The sequence below is a fragment of the Streptomyces durbertensis genome, from assembly GCF_014156695.1.
Lineage (GTDB): Bacteria > Actinomycetota > Actinomycetes > Streptomycetales > Streptomycetaceae > Streptomyces > Streptomyces durbertensis.
This window is the reverse complement of the sequence record NZ_WMLF01000115.1, coordinates 1-13,608: the sequence shown is the minus strand read 5'-3', so window position 1 is coordinate 13,608 and position 13,608 is coordinate 1. Positions and strand designations below refer to the sequence as shown.

The window sequence follows — 13,608 nt, the reverse complement described above, 5'->3', positions numbered from 1 at the left end:
GGGCGCTGGTTCGGGGGGTGCGGGGACGGTGAGGCATCCGGCGGCCGCCGCCAGGGTGGCGGCGAGGACCGCCAGCCGGGCGGCGGTTGCGGGACGGCGCATGGTCGGCCCAACTCCCGTCGCCACGGCGGAGGTTACGGCCGGCCGTGACGATCACCGGATCGGGGCCCCGGGGGAACGTTCCGCCCGGGGCCGTCGGGAGTGAGGAGCGCCGGGGCCGCTACGAGAACCGCACCTGCCACAGGTGCGCGCTGCGCGGCGGCACGGTCACCGTCGAACCCGCCCGTACGCGGGTGCCGGGGGCGCGGGACTGGGACTCCCGGGAGGTGTCGACGACGAGCTTGTAGGAGTCGGCCCACGGGGGGCCCGGCAGCGGGAAGTCCAGCGGCCGGTGGTCGGCGTGCAGGACCACGAGGAAGCTCTCGTCGACGACCTGCTCGCCGCGCGCGTCCCGGTGCGGGATGTCCCGTCCGGAGAGGTACATGCCCAGGGTGTTGCTGGGCGCGAACCAGTCCGCCTCCGTCATCTCCGAGCCGTCGGCCGCGAACCAGGCGAGATCCCGCAGTCCCTCGGGGCCGTGCGGCCGGCCCGAGAAGAACGCCTTGCGGCGCAGCACCGGGTGCGCGCGGCGGAGGGCGATCAGCCGGGCGGTGAGGTCGAACAGGTTCCGCCAGGCCGGCTCCTTCAGCAGCGACCAGTCGAGCCAGCCGATGTTGTTGTCCTGGCAGTAGGCGTTGTTGTTGCCGCCCTGGGTGCGGCCCATCTCGTCACCCGCGACGAGCATGGGCACACCCGTGGACAGCAGGAGCGTGGTCAGCATGTTGCGCAGCTGCCGCCTGCGCAGCGCGTTGACCTCCTCGTCGCCCGTCCTCCCCTCGGCGCCGCAGTTCCAGGAGCGGTTGTCGTTGGTGCCGTCCCGGTTGTCCTCGCCGTTGGCCTCGTTGTGCTTGCGGTTGTAACTGACCAGGTCGCGCAGGGTGAAGCCGTCGTGGGCCGTGATGAAGTTGACCGAGGCGTAGGGGCGCCGGCCGCCCCAGGCGTACAGGTCGCTGGAGCCGGACAGCCGGTAGCCCAGGTCCCGCACGTCCGGCAGGGCGCCGCGCCAGAAGTCGCGGGCCGCGTCCCGGTAGCGGTCGTTCCACTCCGTCCACAGCGGCGGGAACGCGCCGACCTGGTAGCCGCCGGAGCCCACGTCCCACGGCTCGGCGATCAGCTTGACCCGCCGCAGCACCGGGTCCTGCGCGATCACCGCCAGGAAGGGGGAGAGCATGTCGACGTCGTGCATCGACCGGGCGAGCGCCGCCGCCAGGTCGAAGCGGAAGCCGTCGACGCCCATCTCCTGCACCCAGTACCGCAGCGAGTCGGTGATCAGCCGCAGCACCTGCGGCTGGACGACGTGCAGGGTGTTGCCGCAGCCGGTGTAGTCGGCGTAGCGGCGCGGGTCGTCGGCGAGCCGGTAGTAGCCCCGGTTGTCGATGCCGCGCAGCGACAGCATCGGCCCCAGCTCGCTCGCCTCGGCGGTGTGGTTGTAGACGACGTCGAGGATGACCTCGATGCCGGCCTCGTGCAGCCGCCGCACCATCTCCTTGAACTCGCCGACCTGCTGGCCGCGCGTGCCGTACGCCGCGTAGGCGCCGTGCGGGGCGAAGTAGCCGATGGAGTTGTAGCCCCAGTAGTTGCGCAGGCCGCGCCGCAGCAGATGGTCCTCGTGGGCGAACTGGTGCACCGGCAGCAGTTCCACGGCGGTGACGCCGAGCCGGGTGAGGTGCTCGATCGCCGCCGGGTGCGCCAGGCCCGCGTACGTGCCGCGCAGCGGCTCGGGCACACCCGGGTGGCGCTTGGTGAAGCCGCGCACGTGCAGCTCGTACAGGACGGTGTCGGCCCACGGCGTCTTCGGGCGGCGGTCGTCCAGCCACTCGTCGTCCGCGCCGCTGGTGCCGCCGCTGTGCACCACCACCCCCTTGGGGACGTGCGGCGCCGAGTCGCGGTTGTCGCGGACGGTGTCCGCCAGGTGCTGCTCCGGCCAGTCCCGGACGTGCCCGTACACCTCGGCGGGCAGCGTGTAGTCGCCGTCCACGGCCCGGGCGTACGGGTCGAGCAGCAGCTTGGCCGGGTTCCAGCGGGCCCCCGACCACGGGTCCCAGCGGCCGTGCACCCGGTAGCCGTAGCGCTGGCCCGGGCGCACGCCGGGGAGGAAGCCGTGCCAGATCTCGTGGGTCAGCTCGGTCAGGGGGTGCCGGGTCTCGTTGCCCGCGTCGTCGAACAGGCACACCTCCACGCCCTCCGCGCCACCCGCCCACAGCGCGAAGTTGGTGCCGGACACGCCGTCCGGGCCCACGTGGTAGCGGGCGCCGAGCGGCTGCGAACTGCCCGGCCACACCGGCCGCCGCTCGATGTCGGCCTGAGGGGCGGCGTGGCGCCGGCCCTCCCGGGCGGGCGCCGGGGCGGCCCGGCGCGTGGTGCCGGACCGCTCGGTGCGGCCGGTGGCCGCGTGTGTCTCCGTCATGGGCGTCATCCCCCTCGGTGGAGCCGCGTACGGCACCTGGTCAGCGACGCTGTGCAGGGCACGTGGACAGCCTCCTGCGGCTCGGGGACGACGGTGTGGGGCGCGCGTTCGTTCCGGTTATCCGCGATTCTTCCCGTAGGAGGTGCCTCACTCACACGCGTGAGTGCGACCTTTCCCACTACCGGCGACGTCCCGGCTCGTGGCGGACCGCCGGTCGACATGTTCGTTCTCCGTTGCGGCGAGGGGCACTTGTTCCCGGACGGCGGCGCGTTCGGTGGCCTCGGCGAGGTGGCGGCGAACGGGTGTGCGGCGCGCCGTTCGGGTGACCCGGGCTGACGGCACGTCGGGCGTGTCGCGCCGCGCCGGCCGCCCGGCGGCCGCCCGCCCGGCCCGTCCGGTCGTGACGTCACGCGACCTGCTGGTCACGGGCCCGGGGCCGGTCGGAAACCGGGACGGAACGGTGACATTCCAGAGGGCTTCGCGTGGGGGTCCCGTGTGGTTCGCTTCTTGTCGGTAGGGCCGATTTCGCCACGTGGTGGCGCAGGGGGCGTGGAGGTCGCGCGGTGACGCGCGGTGGGCAGTGTGAAGGGGGAACCGTCGTGAGGAAGTCCGCGATAGGTCCTGTCCGGTGGCGGTCGCGTGGGGGCCTGGCGGCCGCCGGGCTCGGGTTGGTGATGCTGGCGGTGACCGGCTGCGGCGGTGGCGCCGGCGCCGAGGACAAGGGCGGTGAGAAGCCGTCGGACAAGCCGGCCACCGGGGCCTCGACGGCCGTGGTGAAGATCGCGCCGAAGGACGGCGCGGAGGACGTGCCGACCGCCGGCGGGCTGCGCGTCGCCGCGGACAACGGCCGGCTGACGACGGTCACGGTCAAGGACGACGAGGACCGGGAGGTCGCCGGGCGACTCACCCGGGGCAAGACGCTGTGGGAGCCGGAGCGCCCGCTGGCGACCGCCACCAGGTACACGGTCAACGCCGTCGCGCGGGACGAGCACGGCCGTGAGGCGGCGCGCAACGCCACCTTCACCACGCTGGTCGCCAAGGACACCTTCGTCGGCTACTTCACGCCCGAGGACGGCTCCACGGTCGGCGTCGGCATGCCGGTGTCGATCAACTTCAACCGGGCCGTCGCCAACCGCGCGGAGGTCGCCCGGGGCATCGAGGTGACCGCGGAGCCGGCGGTGGAGATCAAGGGCCACTGGTTCGGCGACCGCCGCCTGGACCTGCGGCCCGAGAAGTACTGGAAGCCCGGCACGAAGGTCACGCTCGACCTGCGGCTGAACGGCGTGGAGGCGGCCGACGGCGTCTACGGCACGCAGGAGAAGAAGGTCTCGTTCACCGTCGGCCGGGCGCAGGTCAGCGTGGTCGACGCGGCGAAGAAGACCATGACGGTCCGCCGTGACGGCAAGGTGGTCAAGACGATCCCGGTCACCACCGGCGCGCCGGGCACCGAGACCTACAACGGCAAGATGGTGATCAGCGAGAGGTACAAGGTCACCCGGATGAACGGCGCGACCGTCGGCTTCGGCGGCGAGTACGACATCAAGGACGTGCCGCACGCCATGCGGCTCAGCACCTCCGGCACGTTCATCCACGGCAACTACTGGGCCTCGAAGAGCACCTTCGGCTCCGCCAACGTCAGCCACGGCTGCGTCGGTCTGCACGACGTGCGCGGCGGGGGCGACCCGGGGGTGCCGGGCGCCTGGTTCTACCGGAACTCGATGATCGGCGACGTCGTGGAGGTGCGGAACTCCAAGGACCGCGTCATCCAGCCGGACAACGGCCTCAACGGGTGGAACATGCCGTGGGGCCAGTGGGGCGCGGAACAGTGACGAGCCCGGCCTACGCCCCGCCGCGGGCGTAGGCCGGATCACAGCGGCGCACCCACGACACCGGCGGGGCCCACGGCTACCCTGCCGCCATGACTGTGAATCTCGAGGTCGCGGACGGCGTCGGCACGATCCGGCTGGACCGCCCGCCGATGAACGCGCTGGACATCGCCACCCAGGACCGGCTGCGTGAACTCGCCACCGAGGCCACCCACCGGGAGGACGTCCGGGCCGTGATCCTCTACGGCGGCGAGAAGGTCTTCGCCGCCGGCGCGGACATCAAGGAGATGCGCGACATGGACCACGCGGCCATGGTCGCCAGGTCCCGCGGCCTCCAGGACAGTTTCACCGCCGTGGCCCGCATTCCCAAGCCGGTCGTCGCGGCCGTCACCGGCTACGCGCTGGGCGGCGGCTGCGAGCTGGCGCTGTGCGCCGACTACCGGATCGCGGCGGAGAACGCCAAGCTCGGCCAGCCGGAGATCCTGCTGGGCCTCATCCCCGGCGCCGGCGGCACCCAGCGGCTGTCCCGGCTGGTCGGGCCGTCCAAGGCGAAGGACCTCATCTTCACCGGCCGGATGGTCAAGGCCGAGGAGGCGTTGGCGCTCGGCCTGGTCGACCGGGTCGTGCCGGCCGCCGAGGTCTACGAGCAGGCGCACGCCTGGGCATCCCGGCTGGCTGCCGGGCCGGCCATCGCGCTGCGCGCCGCGAAGGAGTGCGTGGACGCCGGTCTGGAAGCGGACATCGACACCGGCCTGGCGATCGAACGCAACTGGTTCGCCGGGCTGTTCGCCACCGAGGACCGCGAGATCGGCATGCGCAGCTTCGTGGAGGACGGCCCCGGCAAGGCCAAGTTCCGCTGAGCCGTGCCGCGGCGCCCGCCGCGGCACACGCCTCACGGCCGGTCACCGACGGCCGGTCAGCGACGGCCGGTCCCGCCCCGGGTCCGGCCGTTCGCGCGGGTCCGGCGTCACTCTTGGGTGCGATCTTCGTCAAGGTGACATGAGTACAACCTCAAGGGCGACTTAAGCGGCCGCTCGGCTGTCGCTTTCGGTGATCGTCCTCGCACCCCGCGTGGCGGGCATCGACGCAGGTGGCGCGCCGGTTACCGGCTGGTCGGCCGGTTTCAGGGCCGGATCGGGGCCGTTGCGCCCGCCCGGCGAATCCCGCAGACCGCGCACAGAAGGCCATGTGAGAGGCCATCATGTTGCCCATGGCGGGACGCATGGCGGAACGGGACGGCGGGGCGCCCGGAGCGCCGACACTCGACTGCGGGGCGGGCCTCGGCCCCGACGACCTCACCACCGTGGCCGACCCCAGCCTCGACGAGGTGCAGCTGCCCAACCGGCCCGAGTCGGCCAAGGTGGCGCGGCAACTCGCCGAGACGGTCCTGCTCAACCGGTGGCGCCTCCCGGGTCAACTGGTGGAGCACACCGTGCTGCTCGTGTCGGAACTGGTCGGCAACGCCGTACTGCACACCGGCGCCCAGCGCTTCGGACTGCGGATGTACCGCACCCGCGGCCGCGTCCGCGTGGAGGTGCGGGATCCCTCCAGGGGGCTGCCGTGCCTGCTGCCCGTGCAGCCCATGGACACCAGCGGGCGCGGACTGTGGCTGGTGGAACGCCTCTCCGACCGCTGGGGAGTGGACCTCCAGCCGCGCGGCAAGACCACCTGGTTCGAGATGCGCGTCGTCGAGCAGTGACCCCCGGCGGCCGGCGCCCCGGGGAGCCCGGCGTTCCGCGGCGGGACACAATGAACGCGTGAACTACCAGGAACTGCTGCTGCACGCCATGAAGGCCGCCCGACCCGTACTGGACCGGGGCCGCCCGGCCGACTACATCCCCGCGCTGGCCTGCGCCGATCCCCAGCGCTTCGGCATGGCGCTGGCGACGGTGGACGGCGAGGTCCACGGGGTCGGCGACTGGCGGGAACCGTTCTCCGTGCAGAGCATCTCCAAGCTGTTCGCGCTGGCGCTCGCGCTGTCGCACGGCGGCGCCACCCTGTGGCAGCGGGTGAGCCGCGAGCCGTCGGGCAACCCGTTCAACTCCCTCATCCAGCTGGAGTCCGAGCAGGGCATCCCGCGCAACCCCTTCATCAACGCGGGCGCGCTTGTCGTCACCGACGCGCTGCTCAGCCTCACCGGGGACGCCCGGGGCGCCGTCGTCGACTTCCTGCGGCAGGAGAGCGGCAACCCGGCCATCGACACCGACCGCGCGGTGGCCGAGTCCGAGGCCGGCCACGGGCACCGCAACGCCGCCCTCGCCCACTTCATGGCGTCCTTCGGCAACCTGCACAACCCCGTCGACGACGTACTGGACCACTATTTCGCGCACTGCTCCATCAGTGCCGACTGCCGCGACCTGGCACTCGCCGGCGGCTTCCTCGCCCGGCACGGGCTGCGCGCCGACGGCAGCCGGCTGCTCAGCAGGGGCGACGCCAAGCGCATCAACGCGGTCCTGCTGACCTGCGGCACCTACGACGCGGCCGGCGACTTCGCCTACCGCGTCGGCCTGCCCGGGAAGAGCGGCGTGGGCGGCGGGGTCCTCGCCATCGTCCCCGGCCGGGGCGCGGTCTGCGCCTGGAGCCCCGGACTGGACGCCGCCGGCAACTCGGTGGGCGCGCTCGCCGCGCTGGAGGACTTCACCGAGCGCTCCGACTGGTCGGTGTTCTGAGCACCGCCCGGCGCGCGGCCCGTCCAGACGTGGCCGGAAGCTGTCGGTTCGTCCGCCGTGGTGCTCTAAGATCCACATTCGACTCAGGGGGTGTGGAGAACCGCCATGACGTGTGCCCAGTGCGGCTGGCCGGTCATCGAGGGCCCGGAGGGCGGCTACGCCTGCGGCCAGTGCCTGCACACCGTGGAGCCTCCCGGCTACGAGGAGCGCCGCGTCGCCGGCCAGGCCAGGGCCCGCGAGGTACGTGAGGCCCGTACCGCGCGCCGCCGGGCCGCCGCCCGCAGGACCGGGCGGCGATCCGGCCCCCGCGCGCCGCGCGGCACGCGCGGCGACGACGTCTGAACGGACGCCTTCCGCCCGGGACGCCCGCCATCCGGCGTCTTCGTCCGGACACGGCGGTCATGTCCTGATTCGGTAACACCGCCGGGAACACCGCCGAACGGGGTGGCGGCTCCTGCCTAGCATCAGCGGCACGCGCTCGGCCGCGCCCGGCCGACCGTGTCCCCCGCGCGCGGACGCCGTCCGACGCCTTCAGACAATCGCGGAGCACAGCTGTGTCCAGAACCCCGATACGTCTCCTTCCCGCAGCCGCCGTCGCCGCCCTCGCGGCCGGACTGCTCGCGGGCCCCGCCGCGCCCGCGCACGCCGCCGGCTCGGTCCACCTGGCGAAGATCTACTACGACTCGCCGGGCAAGGACGACCGCTCCAACACCAGCCTCAACGGCGAGTGGGTCCGCATCACCAACAGCACGGCGAAGAGCGTCAAGCTCACCGGTTGGACGCTGACCGACGCGGCCGGCCACAGGTACACCTTCAAGACCTTCACCCTGAAGGCCGGCAAGTCCGTGACCGTGCGCACGGGCAAGGGCACGGACACCTCGGGGACCGTCTACCAGCAGCGCGCGGCCTACGTCTGGAACAACGACAAGGACACCGCGACACTGCGCCGGGCCGACGGCAGCCTGCGGGACACCTGCTCCTACAACTCCACGAAGGTCGACTACAAGAACTGCTGAGGCGGCGGCCGCCGCGCCCCGACCCGGCCGCCGCGCGGGCCGGTCAGCGGGAGGCGCGGCGGCCGGAGGCGGCCCGGCGGCGCCGGTCGTTGCACAGCAGGCATCTGCCCCAGCCGGGAGGCAGCGGATCGTCCTTGTCGCCGTACAGCGGGTCGACGGCGCCCCGCGGATGCTCCCGGCAGCCCGTCGTCCCGCCCAGCTCGCTCTCCATCGCGCGCACCGAGGTCAGCGCGCGCAGCAAGGCGTCGGAGACCTCGGCGAGCTGGTCGACCGGCGGGTTGGCCTCCCAGTCGTAGGCGATGTCGGTGGCCGTCTGGAGCGCGGTGCGAAGCTCCCGGACGTCTGAGTAGCTCATACGCCCGACCTTAGGCCGTGCCACCGACATCGCCTACGCCCGCGACTCCGCGCCCGGCGACTCCGCGCCCGGCAGGCGCGCGTGCGGCGGGTTCAGCCGAAGAGCGGGCCGGCGGGCGACGGCGCGAAGAACGCCTCCACGTCCTCGTCGGCGACCTCCCGCAGCGTCGGCGGCGACCAGCGCGGTGCCCGGTCCTTGTCGATGATCTGCGCCCGCACGCCCTCCACCAGGTCGGGCGCCCGGAGCGCCGCGCTGGAGACCCGGAACTCCTGCTCCAGCGCCTCCTCCAGGCTGCCGAGCCGCCGTGCCCGCCGGAGCGCGCGCAGCGTGACCTTCAGCGAGGTCGGCGACTTGGCGTGGATCTGCTCGGCGGCCTCCTTGGCCTCCGGCAGGTCCTCCGCCACCAGCGCGGCCAGCACGTCCTCGACCTCGTCGGCGGCGTAGCAGCGGTCGATCCACGCGCGCCGCCCGGCCAGTTCGCCCGGCGCCGGTTCGGTGGCGAACCGGGCCAGCGCCCGGTCCGGCGCCTCCTCGGCCAGCGCCTCGCGCAGCTCCGGCAGCCGGGCGGCGGGCACATGGTGGTCGGCGAGTCCGCACAGCACGGCGTCGGCGGCGCCGACCGCCCGCGCGGTCAGCGCCAGATGGGTGCCCAGCTCGCCGGGGGCGTGCGCCAACAGCCAGGTGCCGCCCACGTCCGGAACGAAGCCGATGCCGGTCTCCGGCATCGCCACCCGCGACCGCTCGGTGACGACCCGCACCCGGCCGTGCGCGGAGACACCCACACCGCCGCCCATCACGATGCCGTCCATCAGCGCCACGTACGGCTTGGGGTAGGACGCCACCAACGCGTTCAGCCGGTACTCGTCCCGCCAGAACGCCAGGCTCGCCTCGCCGCCGGCTCTGGCGTCCTCCCGGATCGCCCGGATGTCGCCGCCCGCGCACAGCCCGCGGTCGCCCGCGCCGGAGAGGACGACCACCTCCACGGAGTCGTCCGCCCGCCAGGCGGTCAGCGCCTCGGTCAGCCGCCGGACCATGCCGTGGTCGAGCGAGTTGAGCGCCCGGGGGCGGTTGAGCGTGAGGTACCCGGCCCGCCCGCGCCGCTCGACGAGCACGTCGGGCCGCCGCTCGGGCCGGTCGCCGCCGGACTGGTCACTGTGGTCTCGCATACCGCGGTCTTCCCCTCCGATGTCAACGCGTGAACGCGCCGCGCCCGCCGCCGACCCTACGGCCGCCGACCGCGACCTGACCAGCGCGGGACGGAGGAAGCGGGGGGAGGGGCGCCGGAGGGAAAGCCGGCGCCCCTCCGGGCGGGCGGCGCCCGTCAGCCGATGCCGGTGACGTGGCGCTGGGGGGTGGCCCGCCGGTCCTCCCGACGCCCGGCGGGGCCGTCCGCCGGAGTCAGGTCGATCTCGGCCACGACCCGGGTGCCGCGTGCCGAGGGCAGTGTCGCGGTACGCGACGCGTACGCCTCGACCAGCGGCAGTCCGCGGCCGCACTGCACGTCGGCGTCCAGCGGTTCCACCCGCGGCCGCGGGCGCGGACGCCAGCGCCCGGAGTCCCGCACCTCCACGTTCAGCGTGTCGGCGGAGAGCGTGAGGAACAGCGACACCTCGGGGCTGCCGCTGTGCAGCACCGCGTTGGCGACGAGTTCGGTGACGACCACCGACACCGCCTCCCGGGCCTCCTCCGAGAGCAGCCAGCAGCGGGCCATCCCGCTCGCGAAGTGCCGCATCGCCGGCGCGGCCTCCCGGGTCGCGGCCAGACAGCAGGACGCCCGGGTGGTCATCGCGGTCGCGGTGACCTCCTCCGGCCGGGGCTCCCACCCGGGCCGCCCGGCGGTGCCCCTGGCCGCCGACCGGCCCGGCGCGTTCTCGCCCGGGCAGGTCAGGACCGCGCTGGACCACGGCTGTGCTGCTGTGCTCATCAGTGCTGCTCCTTAGAGCCAGGCCGGCTCCCGGCGCCGCGACCGCTTCGCGCGGTCTCGCGAGGTTTTGTCACCGGTGATGGTGCCAAGCTGCCCGCCTCGGTGGAGACTGTGCAATCAGGGACGTCGGAAGTACGTATACGCAAAGAAAGCGAAAACGCCGCATGACTCCACAGGACACCGGGAACGTGACGGAAGGTGACCGGGAGGCGCTGCGGCGGACGGCCGCCCTGCTGACGGCCGGTGACGCCCCCGTGGTCCTGCTGCTCGCCGGTGCGGCCGGGACGGGCAAGAGCGAGCTGGTGCGCCGGCTGGCCGCACGTGTGGAGGCGGCCGACCCGCACGGGGTGCCGCGTCTGGAGCTGCGCTGCACGCGGAACGAGCTGGTCGCCTCCGATGACGGGCCCTTCGACGCCGACCCGGCCGCACCCGACGTACGGGCCAGGCTGGCGGGGTTCGCCCGGGGTGCCGGCCGTCGGCTGCTGGTGGTCGAGGACGTGCACCTGGCGGGCGAGACGATCGCCGCCGCCCTGCGCGACCTGCTCGAACGCCCGTCGCCCGGGCTGTCCGTCGTCCTCACCCACCGACCGGAGGAACTGCCGCATCCCGGCCTGCCGCTGCGCGAACCCGTCGGCTACCCGGCCGAGTCGACCGTGCTGCACCAGGAGGTCGGCCCGCGGGACGAGGAGTGGACGGCCGGTGCGGTACACGCCGCGCTCGGCGCCGACCGGGTCGCGCCCGACCTGGTGCCCCGGCTGCACCGGCTCTCCGGCGGCGTTGCCCAGGTCGTCGCCGACCTGCTGCGCATGCTCGTCGCCGGTGACGTCGACCACCGGCGGCGCCGGACCGCCGCCGACGTCGACGCCGCCGGTGTGCCGCCGCGCCTCTCCGACCTGGTACTCGGCCGTGCCGCCCGGCTCACCGGCGCGGCCCGCGAACTGGCCCACGCCGCCGCCGTCCTGGCCGAGCCGGCCAGCCTGCGGGAGCTGGCCCGCACGGCCGGGCTGCCGGTGGCGGAGGCCGCTCCGGCGCTGACCGCCGCCCTCGACGCCGCCGTCGTCCAGCAGCTCGCCGCCGACCGGTACGGCTTTGCCGTCCCGCTGGCCGCGCGGGCGCTGGCCGCCCGCATACCCGGCCCTGACCGGTCCCGGCTGCACCGCGCCGCCGGGGAGGTGCTGGCCGGACGGCAGCCGGTGCCGTGGGCACGGGTCGCCCAACACCGCCGAGAGAGCGGGCACTTCGGCGGCTGGGCGCGGGCCGTCGAACGCGCCGCCTCCGGCTTCGCGCAGCGCGGCGAGCACCAGCGGGCGGTGCGGCTGCTGGAGGAGGCGCTGGGCCACCCGTCGCTGCCCGCGCAGGCCCGGCTCCGGCTGGCCCCGCTGCTCGCCAACAGCGCGGTGGTCGGGCTTCGTTCGGACCAGACGGTCGGAGTGCTCAGGCACATCGTGGAGGACCGGGAACTGCCCGCCGAGGTGCGCGGCCGGGTACGCCTCGACCTCGGCCTGCTGCTCGCCAACCAGCTCGGCCTGGCGGTCGAGGGGCGGGCGGAGATGGAACGCGCGGTGGAGGAGCTGGGCGACCAGCCCGCCCTGACCGCGCGCGTCATGTCCTCGCTGGCCATCCCGTACTGGCCCACCGCGTCCTTCAGCCACTGCATGTCCTGGCTCAGGCGGGCGCAGCGCGCCGCCGAGGACAGCGGGGACGAGACCGTGAAGCTGGCCGTCGCCGCCAACACCGTCTCCGTGCTGCTGGGCATCGGTGACCCGGACGCCTGGCGGCTGTTGGACGAGCTGCCGCGCGACGGCATCGACCCGGCCGACTCCCAGCACGTCGCCCGGGGGCTGTGCAACTGCGCGGACGCCGCCGTGCTGCTCGGCCACTACGACCGGGCGGCCAAGCTGCTCGAGGAGGGCCTGTACCACTCCGCCCGCAGCGGCGCCTCCTACCAGGAGCAGACCGGGCACGGCACCGGCCTGCTGCTGGACTGGTCCACCGGGCGGTGGGCGGGGCTTGCCGGCCGCTGCGAGGCGCACGTGGCCGAGTCCGGCCAGATGCCGATGATCGCCGAGGACGCCCGCGTCGTACTCGGCCAACTCGCGCTGGCCCGGGGCGACTGGGCGCAGATGGGCCAGTGGCTGAACGGCGAGGGCATCCCGGCGCCCGCGCAGGGCTCGGTGCCGTTGGTGGCGGCGGCGTCCGGGGCCCGCATCCGGCTCGCCCTCGCCCGGGACGACGTCGCGGGCGCGGCCGAGGAGGCCGCGGAGGCGTGGGCCCGGGTGCGCAAGTCCGAGGTGTGGGTGTGGGCGGCCGAACTCGCCCCGTGGGCGATCGAGGCGACCGTGCGGCACGCCGGCGCCACCGCCGCCCACGAGATGGTCACGGAGTTCGCCGCCGGGCTTGAGGGGCGCGATGCGCCGTCGGCGCGGATCGCGCTGCTGTGGTGCCAGGCCCTGCTCGCCGAGGCCGACGGCGAGCCCGCGAACGCGGTGGAGCTCCTCGGCCGCGCCAGCCGGCGGTACGCCGAGCTCGGGCGCCCCTACCACCGTGCGCTGACCGCGGAAGCCCGCTTCCGCTGCGCGCACGCCGCTGAGGACGGCGACCTGACCCCGGACACCGACCAACTCACCGAGGCGGTCGAGGCGTTCGTCGAACTGGGCGCCATCTGGGACGCCTCCCGCGCCCGCGCACTGCTCCGCGCCCACCGGCCCGAACGCGGCCGCCGCTCCCCGGGCCGGCCCGGGTACGGAGACCGCCTCTCACCGCGCGAACGCGAGGTGGCGGAGCTGGCCGCCGCCGGGCTCACCAACCGGGAGATCGGCGCCACCCTGCACCTGTCGCCGCGCACCGTCGAACAGCACGTCGCACGGGCGATGCGCAAGCTCGGCATCCAGTCCCGCCAGGACCTCGTCCCGGACTGAGCAGCCGCGGCGGCCGACGGCCCGTCCGCTCAGCGGACGCCGGGCGCTTGCCCGTAAACCCGCTCTGACCAGGCGATTGTGTCCAAGTACGGCATAGCGGCGGGGTGGAGTTAATTACGTATCCGTAGATCACCGGACGCGTATTCCGAAGGGCGCCGCCGACGCCCTAGCTTCGACCCAACCAGTCGGTCGGACACACGTTCGCGGTGGTGGGACATCCATCGCGAACGCCGCCCGGGGGAAACACCTTCGGCCTGTCGGCGACGGTGACGCGCCGCGGTGCGAGTCCACAAGACCAGCCACCGCACGGACCACGCACGTCACCGCCGACACGCCCTCGCACGGCAGAACCGCGGGGCTCAGCCCGGCGACCGTCGCGGGCGCACCCCGCGCC

The 13,608-nt window shown here is 74.1% G+C and carries 11 protein-coding genes; 7 read left to right on the top strand and 4 right to left on the bottom strand.

Features of this window, described 5'->3' with window-relative positions; translation table 11 throughout:
* Positions 1-220: 220 nt before the first annotated feature.
* Positions 221-2,506: a glycogen debranching protein GlgX gene (gene glgX / locus GL263_RS10505; RefSeq protein WP_182855345.1), complete on the bottom strand. Its 2,286-nt coding sequence runs from the start codon at positions 2,504-2,506 to the stop codon at positions 221-223.
* A gap of 674 nt (positions 2,507-3,180) precedes the next feature.
* On the opposite strand from glgX, the gene GL263_RS10500 reads away from it, so the two are divergent.
* From GL263_RS10500 to GL263_RS10480, 6 genes are all read left to right on the top strand, one after another.
* A complete protein-coding gene (locus GL263_RS10500) occupies positions 3,181-4,335 on the top strand; it encodes a L,D-transpeptidase (protein WP_182855348.1) in 1,155 nt (384 codons plus the stop codon).
* 89 nt (positions 4,336-4,424) lie between these two features.
* Entirely contained in the window at positions 4,425-5,192 is a 768-nt protein-coding gene (locus GL263_RS10495; RefSeq protein WP_182855344.1) for an enoyl-CoA hydratase/isomerase family protein, read from the top strand.
* A gap of 350 nt (positions 5,193-5,542) precedes the next feature.
* Positions 5,543-6,031, top strand: a complete 489-nt coding sequence (locus GL263_RS28070; protein ID WP_228456372.1) for an ATP-binding protein — start codon at positions 5,543-5,545, stop codon at positions 6,029-6,031.
* 58 nt (positions 6,032-6,089) lie between these two features.
* Positions 6,090-7,001, top strand: coding sequence for a glutaminase (locus GL263_RS10490; RefSeq protein ID WP_323379338.1), 912 nt, complete (start codon positions 6,090-6,092; stop codon positions 6,999-7,001).
* A gap of 105 nt (positions 7,002-7,106) precedes the next feature.
* Positions 7,107-7,343, top strand: a complete 237-nt coding sequence (locus tag GL263_RS10485) for a hypothetical protein (RefSeq protein WP_182855343.1) — start codon at positions 7,107-7,109, stop codon at positions 7,341-7,343.
* A gap of 212 nt (positions 7,344-7,555) precedes the next feature.
* Positions 7,556-8,017, top strand: coding sequence for a lamin tail domain-containing protein (locus GL263_RS10480; RefSeq protein WP_323379337.1), 462 nt, complete (start codon positions 7,556-7,558; stop codon positions 8,015-8,017).
* A 43-nt stretch (positions 8,018-8,060) separates the two neighbouring features.
* Here the strand turns inward: GL263_RS10480 and GL263_RS10475 are convergent, their stop codons facing one another.
* From GL263_RS10475 to GL263_RS10465, 3 genes are all read right to left on the bottom strand, one after another.
* A complete protein-coding gene (locus GL263_RS10475; protein ID WP_182855342.1) occupies positions 8,061-8,372 on the bottom strand; it encodes a hypothetical protein in 312 nt (103 codons plus the stop codon).
* Between the two features lie 92 nt (positions 8,373-8,464).
* Entirely contained in the window at positions 8,465-9,538 is a 1,074-nt protein-coding gene (locus GL263_RS10470) for an enoyl-CoA hydratase/isomerase family protein (protein ID WP_182855341.1), read from the bottom strand.
* Between the two features lie 155 nt (positions 9,539-9,693).
* Positions 9,694-10,296, bottom strand: coding sequence for an ATP-binding protein (locus GL263_RS10465; protein WP_182855340.1), 603 nt, complete (start codon positions 10,294-10,296; stop codon positions 9,694-9,696).
* Between the two features lie 164 nt (positions 10,297-10,460).
* On the opposite strand from GL263_RS10465, the gene GL263_RS28845 reads away from it, so the two are divergent.
* Entirely contained in the window at positions 10,461-13,214 is a 2,754-nt protein-coding gene (locus GL263_RS28845) for a helix-turn-helix transcriptional regulator (protein ID WP_182855339.1), read from the top strand.
* Positions 13,215-13,608: the final 394 nt, after the last annotated feature.

Excerpts from the sequence above, each read along its gene's own strand:
- glgX (WP_182855345.1), bottom strand. The coding sequence starts at position 2,506 with ATGACGGAGACACACGCGGCCACCGGCCGCACCGAGCGGTCCGGCACC.
- GL263_RS10500 (WP_182855348.1), top strand. The coding sequence starts at position 3,181 with ATGCTGGCGGTGACCGGCTGCGGCGGTGGCGCCGGCGCCGAGGACAAG.
- GL263_RS10495 (WP_182855344.1), top strand. The coding sequence starts at position 4,425 with ATGACTGTGAATCTCGAGGTCGCGGACGGCGTCGGCACGATCCGGCTG.
- GL263_RS28070 (WP_228456372.1), top strand. The coding sequence starts at position 5,543 with ATGGCGGGACGCATGGCGGAACGGGACGGCGGGGCGCCCGGAGCGCCG.
- GL263_RS10485 (WP_182855343.1), top strand. The coding sequence starts at position 7,107 with ATGACGTGTGCCCAGTGCGGCTGGCCGGTCATCGAGGGCCCGGAGGGC.
- GL263_RS10475 (WP_182855342.1), bottom strand. The coding sequence starts at position 8,372 with ATGAGCTACTCAGACGTCCGGGAGCTTCGCACCGCGCTCCAGACGGCC.
- GL263_RS10470 (WP_182855341.1), bottom strand. The coding sequence starts at position 9,538 with ATGCGAGACCACAGTGACCAGTCCGGCGGCGACCGGCCCGAGCGGCGG.
- GL263_RS10465 (WP_182855340.1), bottom strand. The coding sequence starts at position 10,296 with ATGAGCACAGCAGCACAGCCGTGGTCCAGCGCGGTCCTGACCTGCCCG.
- GL263_RS28845 (WP_182855339.1), top strand. The coding sequence starts at position 10,461 with ATGACTCCACAGGACACCGGGAACGTGACGGAAGGTGACCGGGAGGCG.